Origin of the sequence: Cloacibacterium rupense, from assembly GCF_014645495.1 — a bacterium.
Classification (GTDB): Bacteria; Bacteroidota; Bacteroidia; order Flavobacteriales; family Weeksellaceae; genus Cloacibacterium; species Cloacibacterium rupense.
On sequence record NZ_BMLV01000001.1, the window covers coordinates 518,575 to 534,244 of the forward strand.

General features: G+C 34.7%; 9 protein-coding genes. 4 read left to right on the forward strand and 5 right to left on the reverse strand.

Translation table 11 applies throughout. From position 1 onward, the window contains the following. Nucleotides 1-4 precede the first annotated feature (4 nt). Genes IEW40_RS02320 through bglX form a run of 4 tightly spaced genes read left to right on the forward strand, consistent with a single transcriptional unit; the run spans nucleotide 5 to nucleotide 6,057 of the window. Nucleotides 5-1,285: a glycoside hydrolase 5 family protein gene (locus tag IEW40_RS02320; protein ID WP_188616466.1), complete on the forward strand. Its 1,281-nt coding sequence runs from the start codon at nucleotides 5-7 to the stop codon at nucleotides 1,283-1,285. Next, a complete protein-coding gene (locus IEW40_RS02325; protein WP_188616467.1) occupies nucleotides 1,282-2,379 on the forward strand; it encodes an SGNH/GDSL hydrolase family protein in 1,098 nt (365 codons plus the stop codon). Before IEW40_RS02320 ends, IEW40_RS02325 begins: the two co-directional genes overlap by 4 nt. Before the next feature lie 9 nt (nucleotides 2,380-2,388). Next, nucleotides 2,389-3,765, forward strand: coding sequence for a sialate O-acetylesterase (locus IEW40_RS02330; RefSeq protein WP_188616468.1), 1,377 nt, complete (start codon nucleotides 2,389-2,391; stop codon nucleotides 3,763-3,765). A gap of 21 nt (nucleotides 3,766-3,786) precedes the next feature. After that, nucleotides 3,787-6,057 (forward strand): beta-glucosidase BglX, encoded by a 2,271-nt coding sequence (gene bglX / locus IEW40_RS02335; RefSeq protein WP_188616469.1) that lies wholly within the window; start codon nucleotides 3,787-3,789, stop codon nucleotides 6,055-6,057. A gap of 54 nt (nucleotides 6,058-6,111) precedes the next feature. Here bglX and IEW40_RS02340 read toward each other — a convergent pair whose 3' ends face one another. From IEW40_RS02340 to IEW40_RS02360, 5 genes are all read right to left on the reverse strand, one after another. After that, nucleotides 6,112-8,805, reverse strand: coding sequence for a helix-turn-helix and ligand-binding sensor domain-containing protein (locus tag IEW40_RS02340; protein ID WP_188616470.1), 2,694 nt, complete (start codon nucleotides 8,803-8,805; stop codon nucleotides 6,112-6,114). Between the two features lie 83 nt (nucleotides 8,806-8,888). Next, on the reverse strand, nucleotides 8,889-9,725 hold the full coding sequence (locus tag IEW40_RS02345) for a T9SS type A sorting domain-containing protein (protein ID WP_188616471.1): 837 nt from the start codon (nucleotides 9,723-9,725) through the stop codon (nucleotides 8,889-8,891). 29 nt (nucleotides 9,726-9,754) lie between these two features. Continuing rightward, complete coding sequence (locus tag IEW40_RS02350) at nucleotides 9,755-10,600, reverse strand: glycoside hydrolase family 16 protein (RefSeq protein ID WP_188616472.1); 846 nt, start codon at nucleotides 10,598-10,600, stop codon at nucleotides 9,755-9,757. 26 nt (nucleotides 10,601-10,626) lie between these two features. After that, nucleotides 10,627-12,510 carry an immunoglobulin-like domain-containing protein gene (locus IEW40_RS02355; protein WP_188616473.1) on the reverse strand — a complete coding sequence of 628 codons (1,884 nt, stop codon included), beginning with the start codon at nucleotides 12,508-12,510 and terminating at the stop codon, nucleotides 10,627-10,629. 11 nt (nucleotides 12,511-12,521) lie between these two features. Then, nucleotides 12,522-15,650 (reverse strand): glycoside hydrolase family 2 TIM barrel-domain containing protein, encoded by a 3,129-nt coding sequence (locus IEW40_RS02360; protein ID WP_188616474.1) that lies wholly within the window; start codon nucleotides 15,648-15,650, stop codon nucleotides 12,522-12,524. Between the last annotated feature and the right edge of the window lie 20 nt (nucleotides 15,651-15,670).

The window sequence follows — 15,670 nt, forward strand, 5'->3', positions numbered from 1 at the left end:
AATTATGAAAAAAATCTTGTTGCTAGCTTCAATTACTTGTTTCTTAGCTTTTTTTTCGGCACAAAATTATATTACAATAAAAGACAATCACTTTGTTAAAAATAACAAACCTTACTATTTCATTGGCACCAATTATTGGTACGGAGGAATGCTAGGAACAAAAAGTGGAAACCGAGAAAGACTTAAAAAAGAATTAGATGAACTGAAATCTCTAGGAATTACCAACCTGAGAGTAATGGCTAGTGCAGAAGGTGGTGACCAAGATTATACCGTAATTCCAGCTACACAACCTACTCCGGGAAAGTATAATCAAGATTTATTAGAAGGTTTAGATTTTTTCTTAAACGAACTTAGAAAAAGAGATATGGATGCCATATTGTACCTTACCAACAACTGGGAATGGAGCGGCGGAATGGCCAAATATCTAGAATGGAATGGCTATGGCAAAGTTCCCAACCCAAATATTGGTGATTACACATGGCCTCAATTTATGAGTTATACCGCACAGTTTCATCAATGCGAACCTTGCAAAAAACAGTTTCTAGACCATGTAAAAGTGATGCTCAACAGAAAAAATACTGTAAACGGAATACCTTACACAAAAGACAAAACCATCATGGCTTGGGAATTGGCCAACGAACCTAGAATCTGGAATGTAGAAAACGAAAAAGCTTTTACTGATTGGTTAAACGAAGTAGCTGCTACCATCAAAAGTATCGATAAAAACCACCTTTTAACCACAGGTTCTGAAGGCAGAGCTGGCTCTAATGATGATATTACCGCTTTTGAAAGAACTCATAACAATCCGAATATCGATTATTTAACCATGCACATTTGGCCCAAAAACTGGACTTGGTACAATATCAACGACGAGAAAAACTCTACTGAAGTTGCCATCAAAAAAACAGATGAGTATATTGATGAACATATTAAAGTAGCTCAAAATCTTAAAAAACCTTTGGTTTTAGAAGAATTCGGGTTTCCTCGTGAAAAAGAAAGCCTTGATAAAAACTCGTCTGTAGAAAATAGAAATCATTACTACGAATTTATTTTCGAGAAAATGAAAAACTCCATCAAAGCAGGCCTACCTTTTACCGCACTTAACTTTTGGGGATATGGCGGTTTAGGAAAAAACAATCCTAAAAATGGCAAATGGAATCTTGGTGATGATTATACCACAGACCCACCACAAGAACCACAAGGTCTCAATTCTGTTTTTTCTACTGATAAAACTACTCTACAGTTAATTAAAAAATATAACAAAAAAATCAAAAAATTAAAATGAAAACCAATAGATTGTTAATTTTCTTATTGATTTGGAGCTTTTTCAGTTTCGGACAGACTTCTTCAAAATCAGAAAAAGTAAACTTTATATACTCAGGAAGAGTCGATATTAGCAGTGCTCAAAATCCAAAACTTTCAGGACCCGCGTCTTCAATTGAATTCAATTTTACTGGAAATTCCATTAATTTAAAATTAAAAAATAACCCTTATCAAGGCTATTATAATTACATTTCGGTAATAGTTGATGGAGAATATTTAGGAAGATATAAAGTTGATAATAACGATTTTAAAACATTCACTTTTGAGGCTAAAAATAAATCTAAAAAAATACACACCATCAAAATTTTTAAAGCTACAGAAGCTGCAATGGGCGAAGTTGTGATAGATACTTCAGAAATAAATGCCATACCTTTTTTGCCAACTGATAAGAAGAAAATAGAATTTATAGGAGACTCTATCACTTGTGGTTTTGGAAATGATGAATCTGGACTTCCTTGCGGACAAGGACAATGGTTCGACCAACATAACGCTTATTGGGCCTATGGCCCCATAGTTTCAAGAGCATTAGATGCAGATTTTCTCTTAAGTTCTGTCTCAGGATACGGAATGTACAGAAATTGGAATTCTGAAAAATGGGAAGAAGATATTTTACCAGATGTTTATGATTATTTGTATTTAAGAAGAAATCAACCAGAACAATTTGGAAACGATTATCAACCAGATTTGGTAAGCATTTGCTTAGGAACAAACGATTTGTCTGACGGCGATGGGAAAAAACTGCGTTTGCCTTTTAACAAATACAAATACATTGGAAATTATATAGAATTAATTCAAAAAATTTATAAAAAATATCCAAACACAAGAATTGCTTTGTTAAATAGCCCAATGGTTAATGGTGATAGAAATAAAATCTTAGTAGAATGCCTAAAAGAAGTGAAAAATTTCTTTAATAACGATACTAAACATTTGCCAATAGAAATTTTTGAATTTCCAGAAATGAAACCAAAAGGTTGTGGCTACCACCCAAGCATTGAGGACGACAAAAAAATGGCAGAATTACTTCTTCCTTTTTATAAAAAATTACTTAATCAATAAAATGTAACAATGAAATCTATCATTAATATTTTATCAATCTTTATCTCTAGTTTTGCAATGGCAAACATACATCTTCCTGCTATTTTTGCAGATGGAATGGTCTTGCAAAGAAATGCAGAAGTGACCATCTGGGGAAATGCAGACCCTAGAGAAGAAATTACCCTAAAAGCTGATTTTCTTGACAAAGAATACAAGGTAAAAACGGCAAACAATGCTACTTTTAAAATAACTTTCAAAACCCCAAAAGAAGGTGGTCCATACACCATTTCTCTGAAAGGTTATAACGAAGTAAGTTTAAAAAACGTAATGCTAGGCGAAGTTTGGCTAATGTCTGGACAATCTAATATGGAAATGAGTGCAGCTTGGGGAATTAAAGATGGAGATGTAGAAATGGCTAAAGCCAATTACCCTAACATCCGATTTTTTACCGCAGGAAAAAGTGCAGCAGAATTTCCACAAAAAGATATCATCGGAAATTGGGCAATTTGTACACCTGAAAATGCTAAATATTTCAGCGCAGTAGGTTATTTTTTCGCTCAAAGATTACACCAAGAATTAGGAAATGTTCCTATCGGTATCATCACTTCAGCTTGGGGTGGCAGTGCTGCGGAACTCTGGACTCCTCAATATGTTTTTGATAAAAAACCAGAACTTAAAGAAGGTTTCAAAAATCTTCAATCTAATGAAAATGAATACTATCCTACTAAGACATCTGTTGCTTATAACGCCATGATTGCTCCTATCAACGATTATAAAATTGCAGGCGCAGCTTGGTATCAAGGTGAAACTAATACTGGAAATGCAAGTTCTTACGAATCTCTATTAAGTTCAATGATTACAGCCTGGAGAAAAGAAAAAGGCTATGAATTTCCGTTTTACATCATTCAATTGGCTTCATATAAAGGTTGGGGAGATGCTACTGCTCAAATTAAAAATATTCAGAGAAAAGTAGCTCAATCTGTACCTCAATCTGGTTTGGTGGTGATATCTGACTACTCTATGCTTGATGACATTCACCCAAAAGATAAAAAACCTGTAGGCATTAGATTGGCTAATTTAGCATTGACAGATGTTTATCAAAAAAATACTACAAGTAAATTCCCTATTTGGAAATCTGTAGAATTTAAAGGGAATAAAGCTATTTTAACATTAGACTTTGCAGAAGGTTTACACTTTAAAAACAAAACATCAGACCAATTTGAAATGGCTGGTGCAGACAAAAAATTTGTAAAAGCAAAAGCCGTAATTAAAGAAAATCAAATTATTATAGAAGCAAAAGAAGTGAAAACACCTGTTTTCGTGAGATACAATTGGGGCAACGAAGCTTTACCAGATTTATACAACAAAGCTAACTTACCAGCTTCTGTTTATAGCAATGAAAAATAATCTGCTTTAAATTTTAAAATTATGAAAATCAAACTATTATTGACCTTTACCATGATAAGTGCAATGACAAACATATACGCTCAACAAAAATTAAATCCCGAAATAGAAAAGAAAATAGACGTTTTGATGTCTAAAATGACCATAGAAGAAAAAGTAGGTCAAATGAATCAATACAATGGTTTTTGGGATGTTACTGGGCCTGCTCCAGTAGGCGGAACTGCCGAACAAAAATATGAAAATATCAAAAAAGGGTTGGTAGGCTCTATGCTCACTGTTCGTGGGGTGAAAGAAGTAAAAGCAGTACAAAAAATCGCCGTAGAACAAACCAGATTAGGCATTCCTTTAATCATAGGTTTTGATGTCATTCACGGATACAAAACTCTAAGCCCTATTCCACTTGCCGAAGCAGCCAGTTGGGATTTAAAAGCCATAGAAAAATCAGCAGAAGTAGCCGCATCTGAAGCAGCTGCATCTGGCATCAACTGGACTTTCGGACCTATGATGGATATTTCTAGAGACGCCAGATGGGGTCGCGTGATGGAAGGAGCTGGAGAAGACCCATATCTCGGTGGAAAAATAGCTGTTGCCAGAGTAAGAGGCTTTCAAGGAGACAACACTTTTGCATCTCCTCTCAGAATTGCAGCAACTGCTAAGCATTTTGCAGCTTACGGTTTTGTAGGAAGTGCTTTAGAATATAACGCCGCAGAAATAGGCACCAATACTCTATATAATCAAGTTTTACCACCCTTCAAATCTGCTGTAGATGCAGGCCTTAGAAGTGTAATGACTTCATTTAACACCGTTAATGGAATTCCGGCTTCGGGAGACAAATATCTACTAAGAGATGTACTTAAAAATAAATGGGGATTCAATGGCTTTGTGATTTCAGATTGGGCTTCTATCAGAGAAATGATTCCTTGGGGATATTCTAAAGACGAAAATGCAGCCGCTAAATCTGCCGTAGAAGCTGGTACTGATATGGATATGGAAGGCGGAATTTATGTTCCTTACTTAATTGATTTAGTAAACCAAGGAAAAGTAAAACAAGAATTTGTAGACGATGCAGTGCGTAGAATTCTTAGGGTAAAATATGAATTAGGATTATTTGATGACCCTTATCGTTTTCTTGATGAAAAAAGAGAAAAAGAAATTATTGGCAGCAAAACCAACAGAGAAACAGTTCTAGATATGGCAAAAAAATCGATTGTGCTTCTTAAAAATGACCAAAATATTTTGCCCCTCAAAAAATCAGGACAAAAAATAGCTCTTTTAGGTTCTTTAGCAGAAAGCAAAAACTCGCCGTTAGGAAGTTGGAGAATTGCTTCTGATAACAACACAGCCGTTTCTGTCTTAGAAGGATTACAACAATACAAAGGCAATGCCCTAAACTATGTAAAAGGTCTAGAACTCACCAAAACAGAACCTACTTTTTTAACCGAAGTAGAATATAATACAACCGACAAATCTGGTTTCGAAGCAGCCAAAAAAGCCGCAAAAGAAGCTGATGTGGTGATAATGGTCTTAGGCGAACACGGATTTTCTTCTGGTGAAGCCAGAACCAGAACCAATCTAGATTTACCAGGCCTTCAACAAGAGTTTTTAGAAGAAATTTATAAAGTGAACCCAAATATTGTTTTGGTTCTAAATAATGGTCGTCCGTTAACGATTTCCTGGGCAGCAGAAAAAATACCTGCCATTGTAGAAGCTTGGCAATTGGGCACAGAAACAGGAAATGCCGTAGCACAGGTGCTTTACGGAGATTACAACCCTAGTGGTAAATTACCGATGAGTTTCCCTAGAAATCTAGGTCAAGTGCCTATTTCATACAATCATTACAGTACCGGAAGATTCACCAACAAAGACAATAATGTATTTTGGAGTCATTATTCAGATGTAGATAAAACGCCACTCTACCCTTTTGGTTACGGTTTAAGTTATACTACTTTTGAATATTCTAACCTGAAAATCAATAAAAATTCTTTTGCCAAAGGCGAAAAAGTAGAAGTAACTGTAAATGTGAAAAATACAGGAAAGTTAACAGGAAAAGAAGTTGCACAATTATACCTACATGATGAGTTTGCTTCTGTTGTAAGACCTGTAAAAGAACTGAAAGGTTTTGAAATGGTAGAACTAAAAGCTGGTGAAACCAAAACCATCACTTTCACACTAACAGACGCAGAACTAGGCTTTTACAACAATCAACATGAGTTTGTAGTAGAACCTGGAACTTTCAAAATAATGGTTGGAGGCAGTTCAGATGCTGGTCTTACCTCCCAATTCGACATCAAATAAAATATTAAAATACATTTTATCATCATCGCGGATTTTCTGTAAGTCCGCGATTTTTTATTCCAAAGAATTTAAGAATTCATACAAATCTTCATCAGGAGAAAGATTTAATTTTTTCCTCAATCTAGACCTGCTTACATTAATACTAGAAGGCAATACCTGAAATATATCTGCAATTTCTTTAGAATTAAGACCTATTTTAAGATAGGCACACATCCTTAAATCATAAATAGACAAGTTCGGAAATTTTTTCTTCATTACCTTAAAAAACTCTTGGTGCAGTTCATCCATCTGAATTTCAAACGTATGGTCTTCTATTTCTAAATAAGATTTTAGCATTCTTCTTATTTCTCCTAATTTCAATTTAGAAATATTAGGATTGCTTTCTGCTTCTAGAATTTTATCATTAATGGTTTGTAATAATCTTATTTTGTCATCATCATTTTTAGCTTTTGTAGCCAATTCTTTGGTTTTATTTTTTATTTCTTCTTTTAGAATATTCTGTTCTAGCTCTAGTTGCTTTTGCTTTTCTAAAAGAAGCTCCTGTTCGTGTTTCTCGGCTTGCTTTTTTAGAGATTTTCTTTCTTTTTCTAACAAATGTTTTTTTTGATTTTTAAGTCTTCTTTCATGAATTTGTCTCAACAAATGAATCAAAGCAAAAATCAAAATCATATAAACCAAATAACTCCAAAAACTTCTGTACCAAGGTGCTTCTATACGGATTGCAAATTTCTGGTTTGCAGTTATTTTATCACCTTTTTTAGCTACGATATTTAGTACATAATTTCCTTCTCTTAAGCCTAAAAATTCAATTTCATTTTTTGAAGAAAAACCACTCCACCGGTCAGAAAAGCCTTCTAAGTAATACCGATATTGTACGTCTGACTCATTGGGCAAAACAAAAGAAAATCTGATGTTGTTAAATTGGTAAGGAATTTTGGCAGGTGTAGATAATTCTATGCTTTCTTCATTATTAAATGCTTGTACTTTTCTAAAAATTAATTCTGAAGTTAATGATTGATTAGATGATTTGTCTATCTTTTCTAGGGCAAAACCATTGCTCACAGCATAAAAAGCATACTCTGAATTTAAAGAAATCGGAAAATAAAATCCAGTCAACTTATTCTTCACATTAACCAAAGGAATAAGATTTTCCGCCATAAAATCATTATTTTCAGGCAGATACACATATTGATGAGTACTTGTAATGATGTGAACTCCTTTTTGGTCTTTAAAAATATAAGGAAAATAGCCTTTAAATTTTTTTGTACTAAAAATAGTTTTTTTAATGGGTTTATAATTTTGGTCTATTTCAAATCGTATCACTCCATAATTAGGAATATTTACCCAAAGAATGTTCTTTTTTTCTTCTACAATTTGATTAATGGCCCCTAAAATCACTTCCATTTTTCTTTGAAAACGCCAAGAATCATTCTCTTTTTTTAAGATAGAAATTCCATTATAATTTCCTGTAAAAAGGGTATTATTATCATACTCTAAAAGGCTCATCACACCAGGTTCACTGTGAATCTTGCGAATATTTCGGCCATCTACTTCAAACAAACCACGGTCATGACCACAGATGACTTTGTCATCTATTTTCTGTAGCGTCCAAACCTGTCCTTCAGCACCATTGATTAAGGAAAATGGATTTTGGTCCTTGCTGCTATTTAGTTCATTCCAATTGGCGGAATACAAGCCTTGGTTGGTTCCTAAATAGAAAAAATCATTCTTAAGAATTGCAGTATATCCCGTCCCAAAATCACTGTTAGAATTTTTGAAATAAGTGATGTTATTTTTAATATCAGAAAAAGCGATTCCATAATCTAAACCCATCCAAATTTTACCATTATTTTGATAGTATAAACTTAGAATTGTATTGTTTGGAAGACCTTTATTCTTGTTGAGGTGCTGTATTATATTACCTTGATAATCTGTAATATAAATTCCATTGAGAATGGTTCCAAAAGCTAAATATCGATGATTAAAAGAGGTAAAGCTGAAGACCTTATTCTTAATGATTTCTTTAGAAATTTCAGATTGAAGTGGAGTTAGTTTTCCATCAATCAATGTAAAAATTCCTCTATTTCTAGAAACAATACGGAGATAACCTCCATCTTCATAAATCCCAGAAATTTCTAGAGGTGCACCATAAGGATAAGAAAAAAGCAAGTGAAGATTTTGCCCATTATATTCATATAACCCATTCTTTTCATCTGCCAAAAAAAGTCTTTTACCCACCTGAAAACTATCAAAAAACCTTACTGGTGCAGCTATTTTGGTGATTTTTTGATTCACGAATCTATAGAGATTTTGATGTGAAACAAAAACGACTTGGTTCTTAAAAAGATAGGTCCCCCAGAATTCTTCGTTTACCCCTCCTATTTTGGTTTTAAAAGGATAAAAAGATTGATAATCAAATTTTCTATATTTATTTCTCTTCCATACGCCAAAATCCATATCAGCGCCTACATAAATGGTAGAATCATTTTTAATAAAAAGAGATCTGGTAAAGCCTTTGTAATCTCTATATTTATTCCATTTTTTACCATCAAATTCCAACAAACCATTTTCTGAAGCCATATAAATCAAACCGTTTTTGGCAGCACTTATGTCCCAAATTTTACCGTGATTGCCATATTCTTCTGGTAAATAATTTCTAACAAAAGGAATTCCCTTCTCTGGAATTTCTTGAGCCTCAGAGAAAGAGAAAATAAACAGTAAAAAGTAAAAATAAAATTTAGAATTCATGAGAAATCCAAATATACAATTTTTATCAAAAAAAAACGCCCGTAAAATACGGACGTTAAAAAAAACCATAAGAAAAATACACTTTATTTGACAATAAACTTAGAAGATTGTACTTCGCCGTTTTCTGTTTCTGCTTTTATGATATAAACTCCTTTGGCCAAACCTTGTGAATTGATACTTTGTGCAGATACTGATTTTACTTTTTGACCAGATACATTATAAACTTCTACCGTTTTCACTTTTGATTTGATGTAGATTTCTTCTCCCGCAGTCACCAGGTTTGGATAAATGCCCAATGATTTTTTGCTAAAAGATGCTACAGATAAGTTGGCAGGAGCAATTACAATACTTCCCTTTGCTGCTTCAGTAGTAGGATTAGCATTAATACCTCTTACAGTAAATCCCACTTGAATTAGAAGACCTGTTGCTAAACTAGATGCAGGTGCATTAATGGTAAATGTACCACTAGCTGGTATGGTAATAAAATTGTTGTAAACAGTAGCATAACCATTTGCAGGGTCTAATGCTTTGATAAAAGCTACAGCTGTATACTGATTGCTAAGCGTATTAGAAGAAACATTACCTGTAAATGTAAGATTCTGACCGTTGTATGTAGCACCTGGCTCATAATAAGTAGAAGCCTCCATTATTTTATTTCCGTTGCCTGCTCCATCAGACCAATAAGAATCTGATGCATTATATGTATTGTAATTGGGTTTTAAGGTAATGGTATTGGCAGAAGTATTAATCTCTGTTTTTAAGTCTGCTACTCCCCAACCACTACCAAACATATAATTATTAGATGTATCAAAAACATTCATATAACCAACCCAATTAAGGCTTGCATCTGAATTAATGGTGTTTTGTGAAAAAGCAAAAACACTCATAAAAATGGTAATTAAAAAATAAAAACGTTTCATAATAATAAAATTTAGTTGTTAATAATCAATTATTTAGCGTTATAAACTCTTACATAGTCTATGTACATATTTTGAGGGAATGATGTACCATCTGTAGGAAAGCCAACGAAATTCCCTCCAACTGCAACATTTAAGATGAGAAAAAATGGATGATTGTAAACCCATTCACCTGATACATCTTTCGGGGTAACTCTATGATACAAGAAACCATCCACAAAAAAATCTATTTGATTTTCCTTCCATTCAACCGCAAAAACATGAAAATCTTGGTCGAATCTAGAATTTTGTAAACCATAAGATTTTGTTTTTGCACTTCCTCCAGAATAGCCTGGTCCGTGCAAAGTACCGTAAACCACATTAGGAATATGCCCCTTTAGCTCCATGATGTCAATTTCACCACAATTAGGCCAATTTACGGCGTCTATATTATCGCCCAACATCCAAAAAGCTGGCCAAATGCCCGGCCCATATGGCGTTTTTATTCTTGCTTCTATTTTACCATAGGCATGAGAAAACAATCCTTTGGTTTTAATTCTTGCCGAAGTAAAAGCAGAGCCAGAATAACTCTCTCTTTTGGCTGTAATTACCAGATTTCCATTACCATCTAGTTTTACATTCTCTGTTCTTTTGGTATAATATTGTAATTCTTGATTCCCCCAACCATTGGTACCTGTTCCTATGTCATAAGTCCATTTGGTAGCATCTGGTAAAGTCCCTGCGCTGCCATCAAACTCATCACCCCAGACTAATTCCCAGTTTCTTTCAGGCAAAGTTTGTACTGCTTCTTCATCACATCCATACACCGAAAAAAGCAAAACACCGAAACCTGCTATCCATTTTATTTTTTGAATATATTTTTTATCTAAAATTTTCATAATCTGTAATTTGTATTAAATATTGATTAATTATGGAAATAAATATTATCAAAGAAGACATCTCCATTGCCATCTACTTTAAATTGGAAAACATTAGCAAGTGCTACTGGAGAAAATGCAGACAACGGAATATCTACACTTTTCCAACCGTTGTTATTAGTTCCTAATCCTGTAGGTACAGAAAGAGTATATGCTTTTTCTACTGGTCCTGGACTAATTAAATAGAAATTCAAAGCAGTAGAATTAGCAGAATAATAATCGATATGTAGAAAACCATAAGAAGATACGTTGATATTACTTGCCAACTGAGTTCCTTGGTAATTTAACCCAGCATATTTCAAGGTATTATTTCCTGAAATGGCCAATTGCGAAACTTGTGTTGCTTGTCCCCAATTAGGATTAAAATTAGTCCCAGAAAGATTAGTGTAAGAATCACTAAAAATAGACAATACACTATTGGCAGCATGGGTAGGAGTTGGGGCTGCTGTAGTAGGTGTAGCAGAAATAATACTACCATCATTGTAGAAATAAATATTATCAGCATAGAAGTTAGTAATATTAGTTCCTACAAAAATAACTTGCCCTATGTGTGCTTTGGTGGTTAAACCTGTAAAAGCAGTAATTGGTAAATTAAGACTTACCCATTTTTGGCCTTGCAATGTAGGCGCTGTTATGGTAGTTTCACCTGTTTTATCATCACCTCCGCCAAATGCACCATTGGCACCAAAATCTACAACTTGAATTTTAAAATTAGCTCCTGCAGGCAATGCATTAGGCAAATAGATATCTAAGTGTAAATGAGACATTGAAGATACATTAATGGTTGGTGAACTCATTTGTATTCCTACAAAATTAAAATTGGTATAATTCAAAACATGGTCACCATCTACTTGAAAATCTGCCGATTGAGTGGTTTGGTATGGTGCCCAATACCCATTATAATAGTCTACAGGTACATTGGTATATTGATCGCTAAATAATGAAATCACCTTATCTGCTGGCTGTGTAGGGGTAGGTGCATGAGTATAGGTGCCATTAGAGTTGATAATGAGACTTCCTTTTGCACTGTTATTTCCTAAAGTTGCTGTAATGGTAGAAGTTCCAGCACCTATGGTGCTTACATTACCCACTGCATCTACAGTAGCTACTGATGAATTAGAGCTAGAAAAATTAAAGTAATATGGAGTGAGATTTACAGCTTGTGAAGTACCATTCGGCATACTAAAGCTAGCCGTTAAACCATCTACTACATTATTTACCCCCACAAAAGAAGTTATGGTTTTATTTGCCCCATTTTGTATGGTTGAAGACTCATTAGAAATTGTTCCTAGTTTTTCGAATTTTACTTCGTCTATCCAAAATGTATATCCTTTATTATTTTCTGGCCCTTCAGAATAGAAAAACATTCCTCTTTCCATGGTAAGTTTAGAAGCATCAGGAATCGGAATAATCACTTTTTTCCAATTGGTATTTACTGCAACTCCTGAAAGGGATACTTGATATTTATTTTCACCCAAATCATTTCCAAAACCTAAAACATCAATGTTAGCAGATTGAGTAGCTTTTATCCAAAACGTTAAAGCATTATAATCAGATAAATCTCTTCCTACAGTGGTAAAGAAAGTTCCACCAGCATAGGCTCCTTCTGGACTGCCATAATCTGGAACAGCAATTTTCATAGAAGTTGTTCCAGAATATTTTACTTGGGTATCTACATCAAATGCTTTCACATCTGAGCCACCAAATGCGGCATAATTAAGGCCAGAGCTGAAAGTGTCTATAAAAACCTCAGGATTTTTAGAATAAGTAGCTTGTTCTAGCTCACTGATGTCTCTTTGGCAGCCAAACACCATTAGTAATGAAAGTGCTAATAATGGCTTTATAAATATATGTTGAATTGTGTTTTTCATCTCTCTTAAAATTATTTACCAATGTTAATTTGAATATAAGTTCTTATTTCCCACTCATTTCCATTTGGGAACCCAATTGCAGTTGGGTCTGGCACCCAATTTCCTGCTGCATCTATGGTATAGGTTGGTGCATACCTAGGCGAGTATTGGTCTAAGGTTCTATAGGTACCTCTAATTCCTATTCTTGTTCCTGGCAAAATCCACCATTCTGGTTTCCCTATTTCGAAAGATAAATCCCCTATCAATTGCATTGGGAAAGTCAAATTGTAATCTCTATGATAATCATATGGCCCCCAATCATTAAATTTAATACTCGAAATAAATTTCATTTTTTTATAGATGGTTCTTACATCTAGACCGAATCTTTCTATCGTTCTGGCATCACTACCGTTCGCTTGCGCAGTACCACCATACATATTGGCAATCACTCCGAAATCATTACTTATTTTAGAAACAATTCTGGTATTTACTTCCCATAGGTCTTTTGCAGGTGCAGCTCCAGGGAAAGCAAAAGTAGTTCTACCATCTGGCAAAATACCTATGGCTGCATCTTGCGTAGTAGGCAAATGTCTGTACACAAATCCTGCACTGATGGCAAATTTGGCATCTTCGGTTTTATCACTGTCCCAACTGTACATCCATGTAGCGGGTGTTGGGTCATAAGTAAATAATATTTCCCCGGCGGTTTGTTCTCTATTAGCTCTTACTACAAATGGGTCTTCTAAAATATTTCTAGGTCTTCCTGGTGCCGGTGCTCCAAAAGGAACTGGCCCTTCAATAGGTTTTTGCCATAAGAAATTAGGTGCAATTTGTAAATTGCCGATGTTGTAGGTGAAACCTGTCAAGAAATTATACTGGTTGCCACTTCCGCTGTCTTTTAGTCTCCATCCTGTAAAAGTCTGGGTATTATCTGCGCCACCGTTGGCCACCAATCCCATAGCAGCACCTTGTGCATACCAATTGAATTTTCCGCCTGCGTAGGTAAATTTCACTTTACCTCCCCAATTGTCTTTATTATTAATTTGGTCTTGATATACATTGCCATCTCTGTACAGTTGGAAATCTCTTCCGTTGAGTGGCTGACCAGCCCAAATTCCACCTAAATCAAATGCAAATTTGCCTAGTTTTCTCTGTATGGCTAAAGTTACTCTTCGGGTTTGTGGTTGAGGGATAGCAAATGAACTTTGGGTAGTTCCTCTTTGGTCTAAGTCTTCGTGATAAACTCCTGTAACATCGAATTTCCCTACTTTTTTAGAATACTTAACCAATACTGCTGGGTTAGCTCCCCACCATAGTTCTGGTCCGAATGCTACTTTTAGTCCATTGATGGCTTTCTTACCAGCGAATTCAAAACCAAAAGGCGCTTCACCATTATAAATGTCGATGTTTGGTCCATAATTGGCTTCTGGATACAATCCGAAAATATCTCCTTCATATCCCCAATGGTAATGGCCAGTTCTGTAGAATCCATTCAAATCAAACCACTTTTCATTCCACTGGTAGCTCGCACTGTAAATTTGAACTCTATTGATGTCTTGCAATTTGGTAGTTGTACCGTCTGCATTCATTACCTCTATTGGTCTTCCTCTGTTTTCATAGAAAATTTGGTCTATAGGATTTTCTGCCACATTTCCTAAAATGTTTACATTGACATTGGCTCTCATATTAGAAGTAGGATTGGCTTCTACACCAATGTAATAAGACTGAGTATGGTCAAAACCTTGTTTGGTAGGGTAAGAAGTATACCCATCTGTTTTATCTTTTGGAGTGGTAATAAGGCTGCCTCCTGTATTGAAAGTATAGAATTCTGCCCTTAGATTGCTAATTTTTAATTTATCGTTGCTTTCTCCTTTTAGAGCAGCTTTATCTCCTCTAGCTCTCAGTTGTGCATCTGCAACATTGATATCATTAAAATAGTTTTTAACAGTATTAGGCGTAATTAATTTAGAAGAATCATAAGGATTGAATTGGTGAACTTGTTTCAAAGCATAGTAAGCAGATCGTGGGTATTCTTGATACAAACCATTGGCATCAGGCGCGCCTTTAGCACAAATCCCAAACCATTCTTCGTTCATGTTATTCTCTCCTTTTTCATAATCTTTAATGTAGCCTCCGTTGCTCCAAGAAGCATTTGCATCATGCACGTCTAGATTTTCGTTTTGTTTGTACTTCCACCAGCCATCACTAAACTGGAAGGTAAATCCACCGATAGAATTATTGGCTTTACCCATTCCTGCTGCATTTTCATAGATTTCTTGCCAATTTCCGAGTAAGTAATAGGTTTGTGCATCTTGGTCTTCTTTGCCTGTAATTTCATTGAAAGCATCAGCACCAAATTCTGTAAACATCAACGGTTTTCCATATTCATTTTTCACACGCAAAAAAGCATCACCAAAGGATACTCCTCTGTACATATTGGTTCCATAGATGTCTATATCTTTACATTCTTTGGCAATGATGTCTAGAAACAATAAATCTCCATTACACATGGCAATAGGATGGTTTTGATCTATAGATTTCATCTCTAGTGCAGCCTCATTGAATAATTGGTACATGGCCTCAGCTCTATGCGTAGATTTTCTTTCTTCTACGGGTATATTTTCAGTCTCTGCTCCATCCCAAAACAATCCATAGTTATTCTCATTACCTAGAAGATACATTAATAATCCTGGGGTATTTTTGTATTGCTGTGTAAGTTGCTTTACTTCGTTTAAGAGGTGTGCTCTGGTATCTGCATTGGCATAATCTGTATTAGGAATCCAAGTTCCTTTAATGGTTAAACCATATCTACCAAAAGAATGATTGAGCATGGTGTATATACCATAATTCTGATAAATGTAAGTTATCCATTTAGCCGGAATACCTGTGTAAACCCTTATGGCATTTACGCCCATATTTTTGAGCAATGACATCTGACTGTCTAATGCAGATTTTATGAAATCATCTTTTTGATTCCATAAAGAGTAATTATAATTGGTACCAATAGGATAATAATCCCAATTCATTCCGTTAATGATAAATGGCTTACCATCAACCAAAAGTTTTTGTCCGCTCGAATTGTTTTCAATTCTTACGTTTTCTGTCTGTGCAAAAAATAAATTGGTAATTAAACAAATAAAAATTATTGCATATTTTTTCATAGTAAATAGGTTATCATAAA